The 16,542-nt window shown below is 73.9% G+C and carries 14 protein-coding genes; 8 read left to right on the forward strand and 6 right to left on the reverse strand.

Annotated elements, in window-relative coordinates:
* Nucleotides 1-93: 93 nt before the first annotated feature.
* Genes cobC through cobA form a run of 3 tightly spaced genes read left to right on the forward strand, consistent with a single transcriptional unit; the run spans nucleotide 94 to nucleotide 3,679 of the window.
* Nucleotides 94-1,170 carry an Rv2231c family pyridoxal phosphate-dependent protein CobC gene (cobC, locus tag ACGFI2_RS22320; RefSeq protein ID WP_393520239.1) on the forward strand — a complete coding sequence of 359 codons (1,077 nt, stop codon included), beginning with the start codon at nucleotides 94-96 and terminating at the stop codon, nucleotides 1,168-1,170.
* Nucleotides 1,170-2,390, forward strand: coding sequence for a nicotinate-nucleotide--dimethylbenzimidazole phosphoribosyltransferase (locus ACGFI2_RS22325; protein ID WP_393520360.1), 1,221 nt, complete (start codon nucleotides 1,170-1,172; stop codon nucleotides 2,388-2,390). The genes cobC and ACGFI2_RS22325 overlap by 1 nt, the downstream gene beginning before the upstream one ends.
* The gene (gene cobA / locus ACGFI2_RS22330; RefSeq protein ID WP_393520241.1) at nucleotides 2,387-3,679 is read left to right on the forward strand and encodes a uroporphyrinogen-III C-methyltransferase; all 1,293 of its coding nucleotides are present in this window, start codon (nucleotides 2,387-2,389) and stop codon (nucleotides 3,677-3,679) included. Before ACGFI2_RS22325 ends, cobA begins: the two co-directional genes overlap by 4 nt.
* A gap of 149 nt (nucleotides 3,680-3,828) precedes the next feature.
* On the opposite strand, the gene otsB is transcribed toward cobA, so the two are convergent.
* Nucleotides 3,829-6,429 (reverse strand): trehalose-phosphatase, encoded by a 2,601-nt coding sequence (gene otsB / locus ACGFI2_RS22335; RefSeq protein WP_393520243.1) that lies wholly within the window; start codon nucleotides 6,427-6,429, stop codon nucleotides 3,829-3,831.
* Nucleotides 6,426-7,826 carry a trehalose-6-phosphate synthase gene (locus tag ACGFI2_RS22340; RefSeq protein WP_091069502.1) on the reverse strand — a complete coding sequence of 467 codons (1,401 nt, stop codon included), beginning with the start codon at nucleotides 7,824-7,826 and terminating at the stop codon, nucleotides 6,426-6,428. Before ACGFI2_RS22340 ends, otsB begins: the two co-directional genes overlap by 4 nt.
* Nucleotides 7,827-8,194: 368 nt before the next feature.
* Between ACGFI2_RS22340 and ettA the strand changes: the two genes are divergently transcribed.
* From ettA to ACGFI2_RS22360, 4 genes are all read left to right on the forward strand, one after another.
* Nucleotides 8,195-9,871, forward strand: coding sequence for an energy-dependent translational throttle protein EttA (gene ettA, locus ACGFI2_RS22345; RefSeq protein WP_393520245.1), 1,677 nt, complete (start codon nucleotides 8,195-8,197; stop codon nucleotides 9,869-9,871).
* A 13-nt stretch (nucleotides 9,872-9,884) separates the two neighbouring features.
* Entirely contained in the window at nucleotides 9,885-10,328 is a 444-nt protein-coding gene (locus tag ACGFI2_RS22350; protein ID WP_393520247.1) for an acyl-CoA thioesterase, read from the forward strand.
* Nucleotides 10,325-10,999 carry a hypothetical protein gene (locus ACGFI2_RS22355; protein ID WP_393520249.1) on the forward strand — a complete coding sequence of 225 codons (675 nt, stop codon included), beginning with the start codon at nucleotides 10,325-10,327 and terminating at the stop codon, nucleotides 10,997-10,999. The genes ACGFI2_RS22350 and ACGFI2_RS22355 overlap by 4 nt, the downstream gene beginning before the upstream one ends.
* A 131-nt stretch (nucleotides 11,000-11,130) precedes the next feature.
* Complete coding sequence (locus ACGFI2_RS22360) at nucleotides 11,131-11,718, forward strand: YbjN domain-containing protein (protein WP_393520251.1); 588 nt, start codon at nucleotides 11,131-11,133, stop codon at nucleotides 11,716-11,718.
* A gap of 16 nt (nucleotides 11,719-11,734) precedes the next feature.
* Here ACGFI2_RS22360 and ACGFI2_RS22365 read toward each other — a convergent pair whose 3' ends face one another.
* The 3 genes from ACGFI2_RS22365 to ACGFI2_RS22375 form a co-directional block, all read right to left on the reverse strand.
* Nucleotides 11,735-12,121: a globin gene (locus ACGFI2_RS22365; protein WP_393520362.1), complete on the reverse strand. Its 387-nt coding sequence runs from the start codon at nucleotides 12,119-12,121 to the stop codon at nucleotides 11,735-11,737.
* A gap of 78 nt (nucleotides 12,122-12,199) precedes the next feature.
* The gene (locus ACGFI2_RS22370) at nucleotides 12,200-13,567 is read right to left on the reverse strand and encodes an MFS transporter (RefSeq protein WP_393520253.1); all 1,368 of its coding nucleotides are present in this window, start codon (nucleotides 13,565-13,567) and stop codon (nucleotides 12,200-12,202) included.
* Nucleotides 13,568-13,799: 232 nt separating this feature from the next.
* Nucleotides 13,800-14,873 carry a mechanosensitive ion channel family protein gene (locus tag ACGFI2_RS22375; RefSeq protein WP_393520255.1) on the reverse strand — a complete coding sequence of 358 codons (1,074 nt, stop codon included), beginning with the start codon at nucleotides 14,871-14,873 and terminating at the stop codon, nucleotides 13,800-13,802.
* Between the two features lie 267 nt (nucleotides 14,874-15,140).
* Between ACGFI2_RS22375 and ACGFI2_RS22380 the strand changes: the two genes are divergently transcribed.
* Nucleotides 15,141-15,680: an HNH endonuclease gene (locus tag ACGFI2_RS22380; RefSeq protein WP_393520257.1), complete on the forward strand. Its 540-nt coding sequence runs from the start codon at nucleotides 15,141-15,143 to the stop codon at nucleotides 15,678-15,680.
* Between the two features lie 13 nt (nucleotides 15,681-15,693).
* On the opposite strand, the gene ACGFI2_RS22385 is transcribed toward ACGFI2_RS22380, so the two are convergent.
* Nucleotides 15,694-16,542, reverse strand: a complete 849-nt coding sequence (locus tag ACGFI2_RS22385; RefSeq protein ID WP_393520259.1) for a class F sortase — start codon at nucleotides 16,540-16,542, stop codon at nucleotides 15,694-15,696.

Here is a 16,542-nt window from a genome sequence, read left to right on the forward strand (position 1 = left end):
AATGAGAAGAATTCATAAACGGGCGGGAGTCGTGACGCGCCCCACGCCGGGATGCGCTGTCCCGGACGGCGGCTTCCCGGCAGGATCGCGGTCATGCCCGCAGCACCGACCGCCGCCGCGCCCGCCGAGCCCGATCTCGGACACCACGGGGACGCCGAGGCCACGCCCGGCCTGGTCGACCTCGCGGTCAACGTGCGCCGCGCCGCGATGCCCGACTGGCTGGCCGACCCGATCACCGCCGCGCTGGGCGACCTGGCGGCGTACCCGGACCCGGCGCCCGCCCGCGCCGCCGTCGGTCACCGGCACGGGCGACCCCCGGACGAGGTACTCCTCACCGCCGGCGCCGCCGAGGGCTTCGTGCTGATCGCCCGCGCGCTGCGCGACGCCCGCCACCCGGTGGTGGTGCACCCGCAGTTCACCGAGCCGGAGGCCGCTCTGCGCGCGGCCGGCCACCGGGTGGACCGGGTGCTGCTCGACCCGGCCGACGGGTTCCGGCTCGATCCGGCCCGGATCCCCGCCGACGCCGACCTGGTCATCATCGGCAACCCCACCAACCCGACCTCGGTGCTGCACCCGGCCGACACCATCGCCGCGCTGGCCCGCCCCGGCCGGGTGCTGGTGGTCGACGAGGCGTTCGCCGACACCACGATCGCCGCCGGCGTCGACGGCGAGCCCGAGTCCCTCGCCGCCCGCCGCGACCTGCCCGGACTGGTGGTGGTCCGCAGCCTCACCAAGACCTGGGGGCTGGCCGGGCTCCGGATCGGCTACCTGCTCGGCGACGCCGGGCTGCTGGCCCGCCTCGCCGCCGCCCAGCCGCTCTGGGCGGTCTCCACCCCGGCGCTCGCCGCCGCCACCGCCTGCGCCGAGCCGGTCGCCGTCGCCGCCGAACGCGCGATCGCCGCCGAACTCGCCGCCGACCGCGACCACCTGGTGACCCGCCTGTCCGGCCTGCCCGGCGTACGCGTGGCGGGACAGCCGGCCAGCGCCTTCGTCCTGATCCACCGGCCCGGCGCGGCCGAGGTGCGGGAACGGCTGCGTGCGCAGGGCTGGGCGGTACGCCGGGGCGACACGTTCCCCGGGCTCGGCCCGGACTGGCTCCGGATCGCGGTGCGCGACCCGGCCACCACCGACGCGTTCATCGAGACGCTCGCGAGGATCCTGGAGGCATGATGCTGGAGTCCACCGTCGCGGCGATCCGGCCGCTGGACGAGGCCGCCATGGCGGCGGCCCACGAACTCCAGGGCCGGCTGACCAAGCCCGCCGGCTCGCTCGGCGCCCTGGAGCCGCTCTCGGTACGCCTGGCCGGGCTGGCCGGGACCTGCCCGCCGCCGCTGCCCGACCCGGCCGCGGTGGCGATCTTCGCGGGCGACCACGGCGTCCACGCCCAGGGCGTCAGCCCGTGGCCGCAGGAGGTCACCGCCCAGATGATCGGCAACTTCCTGGCCGGCGGCGCGGTGGTCAACGCGTTCGCCCGCCAGGCCGGCGCCTCGGTCACCGTGGTCGACGTCGGTGTCGCCACCCCGCTCGCGGCCACCCCGCCCGACGCGGCGGCACCCGCCGACGACCCGGCCGGCACGCCCGCGCTCGCCGGCGACCCGGCCGGCCCGGCGGACCCGGCTGCGCCTTCCGCCGGCCTGGTCGGCCCGCCCACCGGCCCCGCCGCGCGCTCCGCCGACATCGTCGCGACGCCCGCCGACCCGGACGGCCCGCGCCTGGTGGTCGCGAACGTGCGCGCCGGCACCCGGGACATGACGGTCACCGCCGCGCTCACCCGGGACGAGGCCCGGGCGGCGGTGGAGACCGGCATCCGGGTCGCCGGCGAGCTGATCGACGGCGGCGCCGGCATCCTGCTCACCGGCGACATGGGCATCGGCAACACCACCCCGGCCGCCGCGCTCGTCGCCGCGTTCACCGGGGTGGACGCGGCGGCGGCGACCGGCCGGGGCACCGGGGTGGACGACGGGACGTACGCCCGCAAGGTCGACGTGGTCCGGGCCGCGCTGGGCCGGCACGCGCCCGACCCGGCGGACCCGCTGGGCGTGCTCGCGGCGGTCGGCGGCCTGGAGCACGCCGCGCTGGCCGGGCTGATCCTCGGCGCCGCCGCGCGCCGGGTGCCGGTGCTGCTCGACGGCGTGATCGCGGTCAGCGCCGCGCTGGCCGCCGCCGCGTTCGCGCCGGACGCCGTGGGCGCCATGGTCGCCGGGCACCGCAGCGCCGAGCCGGGCGCCACGGCGGCGCTGCGGCACCTCGGGCTCGACCCGCTGATCGACCTGGGGCTGCGGCTCGGCGAGGGCACCGGGGCGCTGCTCGCCCTGCCGGTCGTCACCGGCGCGGTCCGGGTGCTGCACGAGGTGGCCACGTTCGACGCGGCCGGGGTGTCCGAGAAGTGAGCGAGCCGGCCCGAGAGGCGTCGCCCAGCCCGTACCCGCTGGGGTTGCGGCTGGCCGGCCGGCGCGTGGTCGTGGTGGGTGGGGGAGCGGTGGCCACCCGGCGGGTGCCGGCGCTGCTCGACGCCGGCGCGGACGTCCTGCTGGTGTCGCCCGAGCTGACCCCGGCGCTGCGTGCGCACGCCGACGCCGGTCGGCTGCGTTGGGAGCCGCGCCGGTTCGTCGCCGGTGACCTGGACGGCGCCTGGCTGGCCCAGGTGGCGGTGGACGACCGGGCGGCCGCCGCGGCGGTCAGTGCCGCCGCGGCCGAACGGCGGATCTTCTGCGTCCGGGCCGACGACCGGGTGGCCGCCAGCGCGTGGACGCCCGCGGTGACCCGCCACGGCCCGGTGACGGTGGCGGTCCTCGGCGGTGGCGACCCGCACCGGGCGATGGCCGTCCGCGACGCCGTCCGCACCCTCCTGAGCGCAAGGAAGGGCCCCCTGTTGACGCCTTCGGTAGAGGAGGGGGCCCCGCTTAACACCGCCGCCGCCACCGCCACCGCCGGCGGGCGCGTCGCGCTTGTGGGCGCCGGACCGGGTGACCCGGAGCTGATCACGGTGAAGGGGTGGCGGCTGCTCACCGAGGCCGAGGTGGTGGTCGCCGACCGGCTCGTCCCCGGCCTGCTCCTGGACGAGTTGCGGTCGGACGTCGAGCTGGTCGACGCGTCGAAGATCCCGTACGGGCCGTCGCGCACCCAGGAGGAGATCAACCGGATCCTGGTGGAGCGTGCCCTGGCCGGCAAGGTCGTGGTCCGGCTCAAGGGCGGCGACCCGTACGTCTTCGGCCGCGGCGGCGAGGAACTCCTGGCCTGCGCCGAGGCGGGGGTGCCGGTGACCGTGGTGCCGGGGGTGACCAGCGCGGTCGCGGTGCCCGGGGTGGCCGGGGTGCCGGTGACGCACCGGGCGGTGGCGCACGAGTTCACCGTGGTCTCCGGGCACGTCGCGCCGGACGCGCCGGCCTCGCTGGTGCGCTGGGAGTCGCTGGCCGGGCTGCGCGGCACGCTGGTGATCCTGATGGGCCTGAAGAATCTGGCCGCGATCAGCGCCACGCTGATCGCGCACGGCAAGCCGCCGCACACGCCGGCCGCGGTGATCCAGGAGGGCACCACCGCCGCCCAGCGCACCCTCCGCTCCACCCTCGACGCGGTCGCCGCCGAGGTGACCGCTGCCGCCCTCCGCCCACCCGCCATCGTCGTCATCGGCGACGTGGTCGACGCCCTGACCCCCGGGTCCTCCGCCACCCCCCGATGACGCCGATCGTGCACTTGATGCCCGCGATCTGACCCACCCTGCCCCCTTTTGTCGGGGCGGTAAGTGCAAGATCGACGAGGTGGAGGGGTGGGCGGGGAGACGCGAGCGGCCCGGGACCGAGAAGGTCCCGGGCCGCTCGGGTGCTCAGGTCACTGCTTGAGCATGTTGTCCAGCAGCAGCGCGCACCGGATCAGGCCGAGGTGGCTGTACGCCTGCGGGTGGTTGCCCAGGCCCCGCTCGGCGAGCGGGTCGTACTGCTCGGGGAGCAGGCCGGTGGGGCCGGCCGTGTCGACCATCTGGGCGAACAGCTCCTCGGCGTCGGTGCGGCGGCCGGTGCGCAGGTACGCCTCGATCAGCCACGCCGTGCAGATGTGGAAGCCGCCCTCCCGGCCGGGCAGGCCGTCGTCCCAGTGGTAGCGGTAGACCACCGGGCCGCTGCGCAGGTCCGCCTCGATCTTGAGCACGGTGGAGAGGAAGCGCGGGTCGTCGCCGGGGAGCAGGCCGGACAGGCCGATCCAGAGCGACGAGGCGTCCATCTCGTCGTGCCCGTACGCGACGCTGTAGGCCTCGGCGTCCGGGTGCCAGCCGTACTCCAGCACGTTGGCGCCGATCCGGTCGCGCAGGTCGACCCACTCCGGCCGGTCCTCCCCGCCGTGCTGCCGCACCACGTGCAGCGCCCGGTCGACGGTCATCCAGAGCATGACCTTGGAGAAGACGTGGTGCCGGGGTGGGAGACGAGCCTCCCAGATGCCGTGGTCGGGCTCGTGCCAGCGGCGGCGTACCGCCTCGACCATGTTCTCCAGCACCCGCCACTCGTCGTCGCGGACCGAGCCCCGGGCGTCGGCCACCGCGGCGATCAGGTCGGCCACCGGGCCGAAGACGTCGAGCTGGAGCTGGTGGTTGGCGAGGTTGCCGACCCGGACCGGTCGGGAGCCGGCGTAGCCGGGCAGCGTGTCGATGACCGCCTCGGCGCCCAGCTCGAAACCGTCGACCGTGTAGAGCGGGTGCAGCCGCTCCGGGTGCCCGCCGGTGCGCTCCACCACGCCGTCGATCCAGCGCAGCAGCCCCTCGGCCTCCTCGGTGGAGCCCAGGTCGACGAGCGACCGCGCGGTCATCGCGGCGTCCCGCAGCCAGCAGTAGCGGTAGTCCCAGTTGCGGACGCCGCCCAGCTCCTCGGGGAGCGAGGTGGTCGCCGCGGCGAGGATCGAGCCGGTCGGCTCGTGACAGAGGCCGCGCAGGGTCAGCGCGCTGCGGGCGACCATGTCCTTGGCGGTGGCGGGCAGCCGCAGCGAGGCCACCCAGTCCTTCCAGGGCTGCTCGGCGGCGGCCTGCCGCTCGTGCACCGGCACCTGGTGCGGCTCCAGGCTCTGCGTGCCGAAGCGCAGCTCCAGCACCACCTGCCCGCCGAGGGCGGACAGGTCCACCACCGCCTTCGCGGTCTCGTACCCGGCGTCGCTGGTGACCTCCCACTCGAGGCCGGGGGAGTGCAGCGCGACCGGCTCGTTGGAGCCGAGCACGAGCAGCCCGTCGTCGAGCGGCTGGAGCTGCACCGCCACCTGGCCGAACTCGGGGCGCGGCGCGAACTCGACGCGGGCCCGCCCGGTGCCGCTGAGCACCCGGACCAGGGTCGAGTCGCCGCTGACCACGGCCGGGTCGTCCGGCGTGGTCTGCCGGGCGGGCAGGTCCAGCCAGTCGGTGACGGTGAGACCGGACCAGCGGGTCTCCACCGTCATGGTGTTGCTGCGGTAGCGCTGGCCGAGCGGGATGCCGCCGCGCTCCGGGCCGACGGTGAAGTGCCCGGCCGGGCTGCCGCCGACCAGGTCGGCGAAGATCGCCGCCGAGTCCGGCTTCGGGTGGCACAGCCAGGTGATCTTGGCTTCCGGCGTGACCAGCGCGACCGTACGGCCGTTGGCGAGCATCGAGTGCCGCTCGATCGGCACCGCCCGCTCGCCGAAGAGCCAGTGCCGCCGGGTCTCCAGCAGCAGGCCCAGCGCCCGGGCCGCCTCGATCGGCTCGGCCACCCGGTAGTCGGCCTGGGTCTCCCCGGGGCCGATCTTGATGCCGACGTCCGGCCCCTGCAGGTTGCCGAACGCGTTCTCGTCGGTGACGTCGTCGCCGATGAAGAGCACCGCGCCGGCCGCGAGCTGGGTGCGGAGCTGGTCGACCGCGGTGCCCTTGTGGGTGGCGACCACCGACAGCTCGATGACCTCCTTGCCCTGGGTGACGGTGACGTCGTCCCAGGTGGCGGGCCCGCTGCGGACCGCGTCCACGGCCGCGGCGGCGACCTGCGGGTCGACCCCGCGGGTGTGCACGGCCACGCTGGCCGGCTTGCGCTCCAGCCGGATCCCCGGGTGCGCGGCGGCGATGTCCCGCAGCTCCTGGCGGAGCCGGTGCCGGACCGCGATCAGCTCCGGGCTGAGCCGTTCGACGAAGCCGATGTCGAACTCCGAGCCGTGGCTGCCGACCAGGTGCACCTCGCTCGGCAGCCGGGAGAGCGTGGCCAGGTCGCGCAGCGCGCGGCCGGAGACCACCGCGACGCTCGTCTGCGGCAGCGAGGCCAGCGCGCGGATCGCGGCCACCGACTCGGGCAGCGGCACGGCCTTGGTCGGGTCCTCGACGATCGGCGCCAGTGTGCCGTCGTAGTCGCAGGCGACGAGGAGTTGGGGGATCCGGGCGATGCGGCCGATCGCGGCGCGCAGTTCCGGGTCGAGCACACCACCGTGTGAGGTGGTGGCGGCGGGCGAGGTCACGCAGCCTCCGTATCGGGGACGCCGAGCTCGCTGAGGAACGACTTGGCCCAGTGGCCCACGTCGTGGCTGCGCAGATGGCGCTGCATGACGCGCATCCGGCGGCGGGCTTCGGGCTTCTCGACGTGCACGGCCCGCAGCAACGCGTCCTTCACCGCGTCCGGGTCGTGCGGATTACACAGGAACGCCTGGCGCAGCTCGGTGGCGGCGCCGGCGAACTCACTGAGCACGAGCGCGCCGCCCTGGTCGGCGCGCGATGCGACGTACTCCTTGGCCACCAGATTCATTCCGTCTCGCAGCGGGGTCACCATCATCACGTCGGCCGCGACGTACATCGCGGCCAGTTCGGAGCGACTGTACGACTGATGCAGATAATGCACGGCCGGCACGCCGACCCGGCCGAATTCACCATTGATCCGGCCAACCTCGCGTTCCACCTTCACCCGAAGTGCCTGGTAGTGCTCCACCCGCTCGCGGCTGGGCGTGGCGACCTGCACCATAACCGCGTCGGGAACTGTCAACTTTCCGTCAGCGAGGAGTTCCCGGAAGGCCTTGAGGCGGAGTTCGATGCCCTTGGTGTAGTCGAGCCGGTCGACGCCCAGGATGATCGTCTTCGGGTTGCCCAGCTCCTCGCGGATCTGCTTGGCCCGGGCCTGGATCGCCGGGTCCTCGGCCAGCCGCTCCATCTCCCGGGTCTCGATCGAGATGGGGAACGCGCCGGCCTTCACCTGCCGGCCGTCGACCTGGATCATCTGCCCCTCGTAACGCAGGCCGAGCAGGTGCCGGGCCAGCCGGACGAAGTTCTGCGCCGCCAGCCGCTGCTGGAAACCGACCAGGTCCGCCCCGAGCAGGCCGCGCAGGATCTCGGCCCGGAACGGCATCTGCATGAACAGCTCGATCGGCGGGAACGGGATGTGCAGGAAGAACCCGATCTTGAGGTCGGGGCGCAGCTCGCGCAGCATCGCCGGGACGAGCTGGAGCTGGTAGTCCTGCACCCAGACCGTGGCGCCCTCGGCCGCCACGTCCGCCGCGGCCTCCGCGAACCGGGCGTTGACCAGGCGGTACGCCTCGCGCCAGCGCCGCTTGTAGGCGGGTGTCTCCACCGCGTCGTGGTAGAGCGGCCAGATCGTCGCGTTGGACTGGCCCTCGTAGTAGCGCTCCAACTCCTCGGCGCTCAACGGCACCGGGTGCAGCCGGATCCCCTCCAGGTCGAACGGCTCCGGCGCGGCGCCGGTGCCACCCGCCCAGCCGACCCAGGTGCCCTGGTGTTCGGCGAGCACCGGGTGCAGCGCGGTCACCAGGCCGCCCGGGCTGCGCCGCCACTGCCGCCCCTCGGGTGTGCTCACCTCGTCGACCGGCAGTCGGTTGGCCACTACGACAAAGGAGCTGCGGACGGTCACGATCGGCCACCTCCGGGTACTGACGGGTCCACCGCGATGAGCGTACTGAGCGTAGCTGCGGCGTCTGATCCCCCGTGCCGGACTCCTCTACCCGCCCGGAAAGCGCCGAACCATCTGCGTGATCTTGTCGACACCGGCGCCTCGGACGACGATGATCGGCCACCCCTCGGGGAGCACCTCACCGAGCAGTTCCCGCCGGTCCGTACCGGTGCTGGGGTGGGGTGATGTGGGCGTGGCGGCCCGTACCTGTCAGGATTGACGACGGCGTGCGCGCGGCCGGCTCCCGGCCCGCGGCGGCGGGCGGAGGTCGAAGCCCGCGCCCCGCACCCGCAAGCCCGCGATCGCAACCGACGGAGGTAGCCCGCACCGTGGCCCAGTACATCTACGTCCTGGAAAAGGCGCGCAAGGCGCACGGCGACAAGGTCGTGCTCGACAACGTGACGCTGAGCTTCCTGCCGGGGGCCAAGATCGGTGTGGTCGGCCCGAACGGCGCCGGCAAGTCCAGCCTCCTCAAGATCATGGCAGGGCTGGACCGGCCGAGCAACGGCGAGGCCCGGCTGATGCCCGGCTACACCGTCGGGATGCTCGCCCAGGAGCCGCCGCTCAACGACGCCAAGACCGTCCTCGGCAACGTCGAGGAGGCGGTCGCGGAGACCAAGGCCAAGCTGGAGCGGTTCAACAAGATCGCCGAGCAGATGGCGACGGACTACTCCGACGAGCTGATGGAGGAGATGGGCCGGCTCCAGGAGGAGCTCGACCACCTCGACGCCTGGGACATCGACTCCAAGCTCGAACTGGCCATGGACGCGCTGCGCTGCCCGCCGCCGGAGGCCGACGTCACCCAGCTCTCCGGTGGTGAGCGCCGCCGCGTGGCGCTCTGCAAGCTGTTGCTGGAGGCGCCGGACCTGCTGCTGCTCGACGAGCCCACCAACCACCTGGACGCGGAGAGCGTCTCCTGGCTGGAGCAGCACCTGGCCAAGTACGCCGGCACCGTCATGGCGATCACCCACGACCGGTACTTCCTCGACAAGGTGGCCGGCTGGATCCTGGAGCTGGACCGCGGCCGGGCCATCGGATACGAGGGCAACTACTCCACCTACCTGGAGAAGAAGGCCGCCCGGCTCGCCGTCGAGGGTCGCCGCGACGCCAAGATGAAGAAGCGGCTCACCGAGGAACTGGAGTGGGTCCGCTCCAACGCCAAGGCGCGGCAGACCAAGTCCAAGGCCCGCCTCGACCGGTACGACGAGATGGCCACCGAGGCGGAGAAGACCCGGAAGCTGGACTTCGAGGAGATCCAGATCCCGCCGGGCCCGCGTCTGGGCAGCACCGTGATCGAGGCCCAGGGCCTGACCAAGGGCTTCGGCGACCGGGTGCTGATCGACAACCTGTCGTTCTCGCTGCCACGCAACGGCATCGTCGGCATCATCGGCCCGAACGGCGTCGGCAAGACCACGCTGTTCAAGACCATCGTCGGGCTGGAGCAGCCGACCGGCGGCGAGGTCAAGGTCGGACCCACCGTCTCGCTGTCGTACGTCGACCAGAACCGGCAGGGCCTCGACGGCGACAAGACCGTCTGGGAGGTCGTCTCGGACGGTCTGGACCACCTCATGGTGGGCAAGGTCGAGATGCCGTCCCGGGCGTACATCGCCGCGTTCGGCTTCAAGGGGCCGGACCAGCAGAAACCGACCAAGGTGCTCTCCGGCGGCGAGCGGAACCGGCTCAACCTGGCGCTGACGCTGAAGATCGGCGGCAACGTCATCCTGCTCGACGAGCCGACCAACGACCTGGACGTGGAGACGCTCTCCAGCCTGGAGAACGCGCTGCTGGAGTTCCCCGGCTGCGCTGTGGTCATCTCCCACGACCGGATGTTCCTGGACCGGGTCTCCACGCACATCCTGGCCTGGGAGGGCGACGACCAGAACCCGGCGAAGTGGTTCTGGTTCGAGGGGAACTTCGAGGCGTACGAGAAGAACAAGATCGACCGGCTCGGCGCCGAGGCGGCCCGCCCGCACCGGGTGACCTACCGCAAGCTCACCCGTGACTGACCGGTGCTGACCCTTGTCTGACCGGTTCGTCTACCACTGTGCGCTGCGCTGGTCCGACCTGGACGCGTACGGCCACGTCAACAACGCCCGCTTCCTCACGCTCTACGAGGAGGCCCGGGTGGCGATGATGTTCGCCGGCGGCCGGGCGTGGGGAGTGGGCTCGTTCGTCGACGGGGTGGTCATCCGCCGGCACGAGGTCGACTACCTGCGCCCGGTCGACTACGCGCTCGGCCGGTCCAGCGCGGAGGCGGCGCCGACCGTGCGGATCGAGCTCTGGGTCGACGAGATCCGGGCCGCGTCCTTCTCGGTCGCCTACGAGCTGTACGACGGCGACGCGCTGGCCGGCACCGCCCGTTCGGTGCTGGTGCCGTTCGACCTGTCCGTCCAGCGGCCGCGCCGGATCTCGGCCGACGAGCGGGCGTTCCTGCTGCGTTACGCCCCGGGGCTGGCCGGATGACCGGGCCGGCGGCCGGGCACGGGCTGACCGGGGTGGCGGACGTCGGCGCGTTCCTCGCCCGGTTGGTCCGGCTCGACCCGGCCGCCCTGGTCCGGCTCCGGCCGGTGCCCGGCGCCGGCCGTACCGCCCTCTGGGCCCGCCTGCCCTGGGGGGTGCTCGTGGTGCGCACCGTGCCCGGCACGGCGCCCGGCGACGTCACGGTCGCCGCGGGGGACCTGCTGGCCGAACTCGCCGCCGACGGCGCCACGCTGCCCCGGCGACGCGACGACGGCTGGCGCTGGCCGCTGCCGCCACCGGCCAGCCGGCCGGTCGAGGTGCTCCCCGGCGCGGAGCTGCGCCGGATCGCGGACGCGGCGGCCGGCACGCTGCGCGAGGCGGCCACGCACGGGGTGGCGGGCCGGGCGGTCGGCCAGCGGGTGCTGCGGGACGCGTTGCTGGACCACGTGGCGGTGGTGGTGACCCCCGACGACGCGCCGACGGCGCCGGTGGAGGTGTCGCAGCGGCTGGTGCAGGGCGTGGTCCGGATGGGCTTCGTCGGCGCGGACGCCGACGACGTTCAGGTGCGGGTGGCCGGCCGTTGGGTCGGCCTGGTCGGGCCGTACGGGGCGGCATGGTTGCGTACCGTCGCGGACCTTGCACTCACGCCTACCCGCGTTCATCCGAACGGATGACCCGGCATCATTCTTCTGGGCTGGGGCGGTCGTTGGGGGGGTGCCTCATGCCGGCTGTCCGGGTACCGTCCATCCTCGGATCCAACGCACCGTAGGCGGCTGGATCCGCTGGGGAGTGAGGTGCGCGAGCGATGCCGTGGTGGTCATGGCGCCCCGGTCCCGCCGGTGGCGGCGATCCGGAGACTCGAAGCGGGACCACAGTGGACGACAGCGTCCGGGTCGGACCACCGACCCCGCGCCAGCCGGGTGACGACGCCGCGTCGGCGCCCGAACGGCCGGTCGTCGCGGACATGCCGGCCACGGTCGCCCCGGTCACCCTGCGCCGGGTCTGCGACGCGCTCGACCTGCTCGACGTGCGCTACCTGGCCGACGGCGACGGCAACCTGCTGGCCATGTGGGAGCGGCACGCCGTGCTGGTCGCGCTGGAAGGTCCGGAGGACGAGATCCTGGTGATGCGGGCCCGTCCGCACGCGACCGTGCCGCCGGACTGGGCCGACCGGGCCTACCGGGTGGTCAACGAGTGGAACCACACCCGGCGGTTCTGCAAGGCCTACATCGGCGACCCGACCGAACGCGGCCAACTGCCGATCTACGCCGAGCTGCAGGTGCCGCTCGGCGCCGGCACCCACGACGCGCTCCTGGTCGAGATGCTCGACTGCGGCGCCGCGGTGGCCACCACGTTCGTCGACTGGCTGCACGACGAGGGCGCCCTGCTCTGAGCCCTCGCCGGGGCGATCAGCCCGCGGCCGGGTCGTCCTCCGCGTTCACCATGAAGTAGGCGGCCCGCTCCAGGTAGTCCCAGAGCGCGACGGCGAGCTGCGGCGGCAGGTCCAGCGCGTCCACCGCCTGCCGCATGTGGCGCAGCCAGGCGTCCCGCTCGGCGGCGCCGATCCGGAACGGGGCGTGCCGCATCCGCAGGCGCGGGTGCCCGCGCTGCTCCGAGTAGGTCCGCGGGCCGCCCCAGTACTGGATCAGGAAGAGGGTCAGCCGGTCCGCCGCCGGGCCCAGGTCCTCCTCCGGATACATCGGCCGCAGCAGCGGGTCGTCGGCGACGCCGGCGTAGAACTCGTCCACCAGCTTGCGGAAGGCGGGCTCACCGCCGATCGCCTCGAACAGCGTCATCGACTCGCCTGGGGAAGTCACGTATCCATCCTGCCAGGTACGCCCCGGCACCCGCGCCCGCCCGGCGGGCGGCGCGCGTCACGTCACCGCGTGCCGGTGCCGGTTGTGCTCCCGCCCCCGGTCGCCCGGAGCCGGCCCTCGCTGCGGCGGGTGCGCGCTCCCGGCGGCCGATTCGGCCCGGGCGGTCTCGACGGCCGCCTCGATCGTCGACGGGCGGGGCCAGGTGACCGCCGTGACGAGCATGAGGAGCACCCCGGCCGCGCTCCAGAGCCCGACCACCGTCGGGATGCCGAACCGCTCGGCCAGCGCGCCGGTGGCCAGCACCGAGGCGCCCTGGATGATCTGGGTGCCGCTCGCCATCACCCCGAACGCCCGCGCCCGGAAGCCGTCCGGCAGCGCCTGCACGAAGAGGCCGTTGGCGACCGGGACGAGCCCGCCGACCGCGAAGCCGCACGCGCCGGCCAGCAGGGCCACCACGGCCGGCGGTGGATCGAGGAGCGAGGGCACGAGCACCGCCGGCGCGAGGACCGCCAGCACCGGCATCAGGGCCAGCCGGCGGGCCGGGCTGGTCAGCCGGGCGATCAGCAGGCCGCCGAGGACGTAACCCACCGGGTTGGCGGCCATGATGACCGCCTGGGCGGTGCCGGCGTCCATGCCGCCGCCGGTCCGGTCGGCGGCCCAGCCGGCGGCGAGCCCTTCGGGGACGATCGAGAAGAGCATGGCGCTGAACACCAGCACCGCGATGGCCCGCAGCACCGGCCGCTCGAAGACGATCCGGAAACCCTCGGCGGTCTCCCGCAGCAGGTGACTGCGGTGCGCCTCGGTCATCGCCGGGGGGCGGTCCCGCAGGCCGAACCGGACCAGCGCGGCCGACAGGGCGAACGTGCCCGCGTTGATCAGCAGGGCGCTGCTCGGGTTCAGCACCGCGATGGCCGCGCCGGCCAGGTAGCCGACCACCTGGGCGGTCTGCACCGCGCTGGTGGAGACCGTGAGGCCCACCACCAGCCGGTCGCCGGGGAGGATGTGCGGCAGCAGCGCGGACCGCGCCGCCTGGCTCGGCGGGTTGGCGAGTGTCGCCACGAAGATCAGGGCGAGGATCGACCAGGCCGGCATGAAGGGCATGGCGACCAGCACCATCAGCGCCATCCGGATCAGGTCGCAGAGCACCATCACCCGGCGGTAGCGGTGCCGCTCGGCGAGCGCCGAGAGCAGCGGGCCACCGATCAGCCAGGGCAGGTAGCTGGCCGCGAAGGCGGCGGCGGAGAGCGCGACCGACCGGGTCTCGTGCAGCACCAGCACGGTGACCGCGGCCTTGGCGAGATAGTCGCCGACCCAGGACAGGACGTTCGCCGCGAAGAGCGCGCGGAACTCGGACTGACCGAAGACGTCGCGGAAGGTGGCCGGGCTCTCCTGGGCGGGCCGCTGGTCGGACACCGTCGCCTCCATCGTTCCGGGCCGGCCACTTGTGATGGCCCGACCGGGAACCGTCGTCAGATCAACCGATCGGCGAGGACACGAACACACTCCGCGGTGGAGGGTGTTCACCGGATTCTGCCCGATCGTCTGACAACTGACTAGGGCGAACGGATAGATCGTCGCATCTCCGACTGAACGAACGGACGATACCCGAGGGGCCGTGCGACGCGCGACCCCCGAAATCGTCCGGCCGGAGCTGGCCTCAGGTGGCCCCGCCGGTGCCCGTTCCCTCGCTCCTGGACGGCGGTGACGGCTGCGGTGGCAGCCCGGGATAGAGCCGGGCCGCGGCGATCTGGGCGGTGATCCCGGAGTTCTCCAGCGCCTCCGCGAGCCGGCGCCGCAGCTCGCGGGCGACCGCGAACTGTCCGTCGGCGGTGGTCTTGACCACGGTACGGATCACCGAGCCGTCGACCGTCACCTGCTCGACGCCGAGCACCTCCGGCTGCTCCACGATCTTCGGCGCCAGCTCCGGGTCCACCGCCACCGACGCCGCCGCGGTCCGCAGCACCGCGGTGGCCTCCTCGGTGCCGGCGAAGCCGATCGGCAGGTCCACCACGACCAGCGCCCAGCCCTGGCTCTTGTTGCCGACCCGGACGATCTCGCCGTTGCGGATGTACCAGAGCACCCCCCGGCTGTCGCGCACCGTGGTCACCCGCAGGCCCACCGCCTCCACCACGCCTGTCGCCTCGCCGAGGTCGACCGTGTCACCCACGCCGTACTGGTCCTCGATCAGCATGAACAGGCCGGCGATCAGGTCCTTGACCAGGCTCTGCGCGCCGAAGCCGAGCGCCACGCCGGCGATGCCCGCGCTGGCCAGCAGCGGCGCCAGGTCGAAGCTGAACTCCTTGAGCACCATCAGCAGCGCGATGCCGAAGACGAACGCGGTCACCAGGCTGCGCAGCACCGACCCGATCGCCTCGGCCCGCTGCCGCCGCCGCTCCGGCACGAACTGCTCCGGTTCGAGCGTGGCGCTGGGGATCCGCTCACGCAGCGGGCGGAGCATGGTCGGCACCGCGCCCTGGGTGGTGGTGCGCACCAGCCGGTTGATGGTCCGGTGCAGCGCCCACCGGGCGGCCACCGCGATCAGCAGGATCAGGGCCACCCGCAGCGGCTTGAGCAGGACCCAGTAGCTGCTCTCGGCGAACCAGGCGGAGCCGGTGAGCCGGTAGAGGAACTCACAGGAGCTGCTGCCCTGGCAGTCCGGGCGTCGGTCGGAGACCGCGGCCAACAGCGCGGTGATCAGGTCGGAGACGTTCACCGTGCTTTCGTACCGCACCGGGGGCGGACGGCCCGCACGGACCCGCCCCGGCGGTGGTGGCCGGGTCCGACGATCATCCCGGGCGGAACCGGCCATCTTGGCACGCCGGGGTCAGTCTCGAAGAGGGTACCCCGGATTAGTGCGTGCAATCCGGAGCGCGATCAGGGACCATTGGCCCAACGGACGTCGGTGATCCCGGCCGGCGCCAGGGCCGTTCCCGCGCTGTGTGCGGGCGGTCCCGGCACCTGCGGCGGCGGGAGCGGCTGGACCGGGAGGGTGAGCGCGATGCCTGACATACGACCCACGGCGGGCTCCGGTGCGCTCGTTCTCAACGCCACCTACGAGCCCCTGTGCGTCGTGTCGGTGCGTCGTGCCGCCATCCTCGTGCTCTCCGCCAAGGCGGTCTGCGTGGCCGACGGCGAGGGCATCCTGCACAGCGCGCGCAACGCGCTCCCGATCCCCTCGGTGGTGCGGCTGACCCGCTACGTCCGGGTGCCCTACCGCACCCACGTGGGGCTCTCCCGCCGGGCGATCTTCGCCCGGGACGGATGGCGGTGCGCCTACTGCCGGGGGCCGGCGGAGACCATCGACCACGTCTTCCCACGCAGCCGGGGCGGCCGGCACGCCTGGGAGAACGTGGTCGCCGCCTGCGCCCGCTGCAACCACACCAAGGGCGACAAGACCCCGGCCGAGCTGGGCTGGCGGCTGCACCACCCGCCGGTGGCGCCGAAAGGCAACGCCTGGCGGGTGCTGGGCCACCGCGCCCCCGACCCACGCTGGGCGGACTGGCTCGACCTGCGCGAACCCGAGCCCGAGGCGGCCTGACCGGCCGAGGCGCTCAGCGCGCCTTCACCAGCGAGGCGTAGACGACCAGGTTGTCGGCGTAGCCGGTCCCGCCGCCCACCCAACGCCCGCCACAGGTGATCAGCCGCAGGTTGGGGCGGCTGAAGTCCCCGTAGACCTCCTGCACCGGCAGCTTCTCCTTGCCGTACCGCTCGATCGACGTCACCTCGAAGACCGCCACCGAGCGGTCCTGCCGGGTCACCTCGATCCGGTCGCCGTCGTCCAGCTCCCGCAGCCCGTGGAAGACCGCCGGTCCGGTGGTGGTGTCGACGTGCCCGACGAGCACCGCCGGGCCGTACTGGCCGGGGGTGGGGCCCTGGTCGTACCAGCCGACCTCGCCGGCGCGGCTGACGTCCGGCACCGCGATGCTGCCGTCCGGCGCGATCCCCACCCGGTGCACCGGCGCCCGCAGGTCCAGCTTGCCGATGGTCAGGTCGGTCGGCGGGCTCGCGGGCAGCACCGGGAACTTCTTCGGCGGCGGGCGCAGGCCCGCGACGATCCGGTCCGGCAGCACGCTGACGCCGGTCACCCGCTCCACCCCGAGCATGGCCACGATCATCGCCATCAGGGCCGCCACCACCAGCACCGGGACGCCGGGACCGCGCTTCGGGGCGTACCGGCGGGTGGTGGCCGTGGCGGGGCGGGCCGCGACCGGGCGGGCCTGCGGGTCAGCGGTGGCGACGCTGGCCGAGAACGCGTGCCCGGCGGCGTGGCCGAACCGGCGCGCGGCCCCCGAGGCCAGCCGGAGCGCGGCCCGGAGCCGCCCGGCCCGGTCCGGTGGCGGATGGCCGGGATGCTCCCGGCCACGACGGCCGGCGCCGTGGCGGCGCGGTGAGCGGGCCAT

The organism is Micromonospora sp. NPDC049282 (genome assembly GCF_043197045.1).
Classification (GTDB): domain Bacteria; phylum Actinomycetota; class Actinomycetes; order Mycobacteriales; family Micromonosporaceae; genus Micromonospora.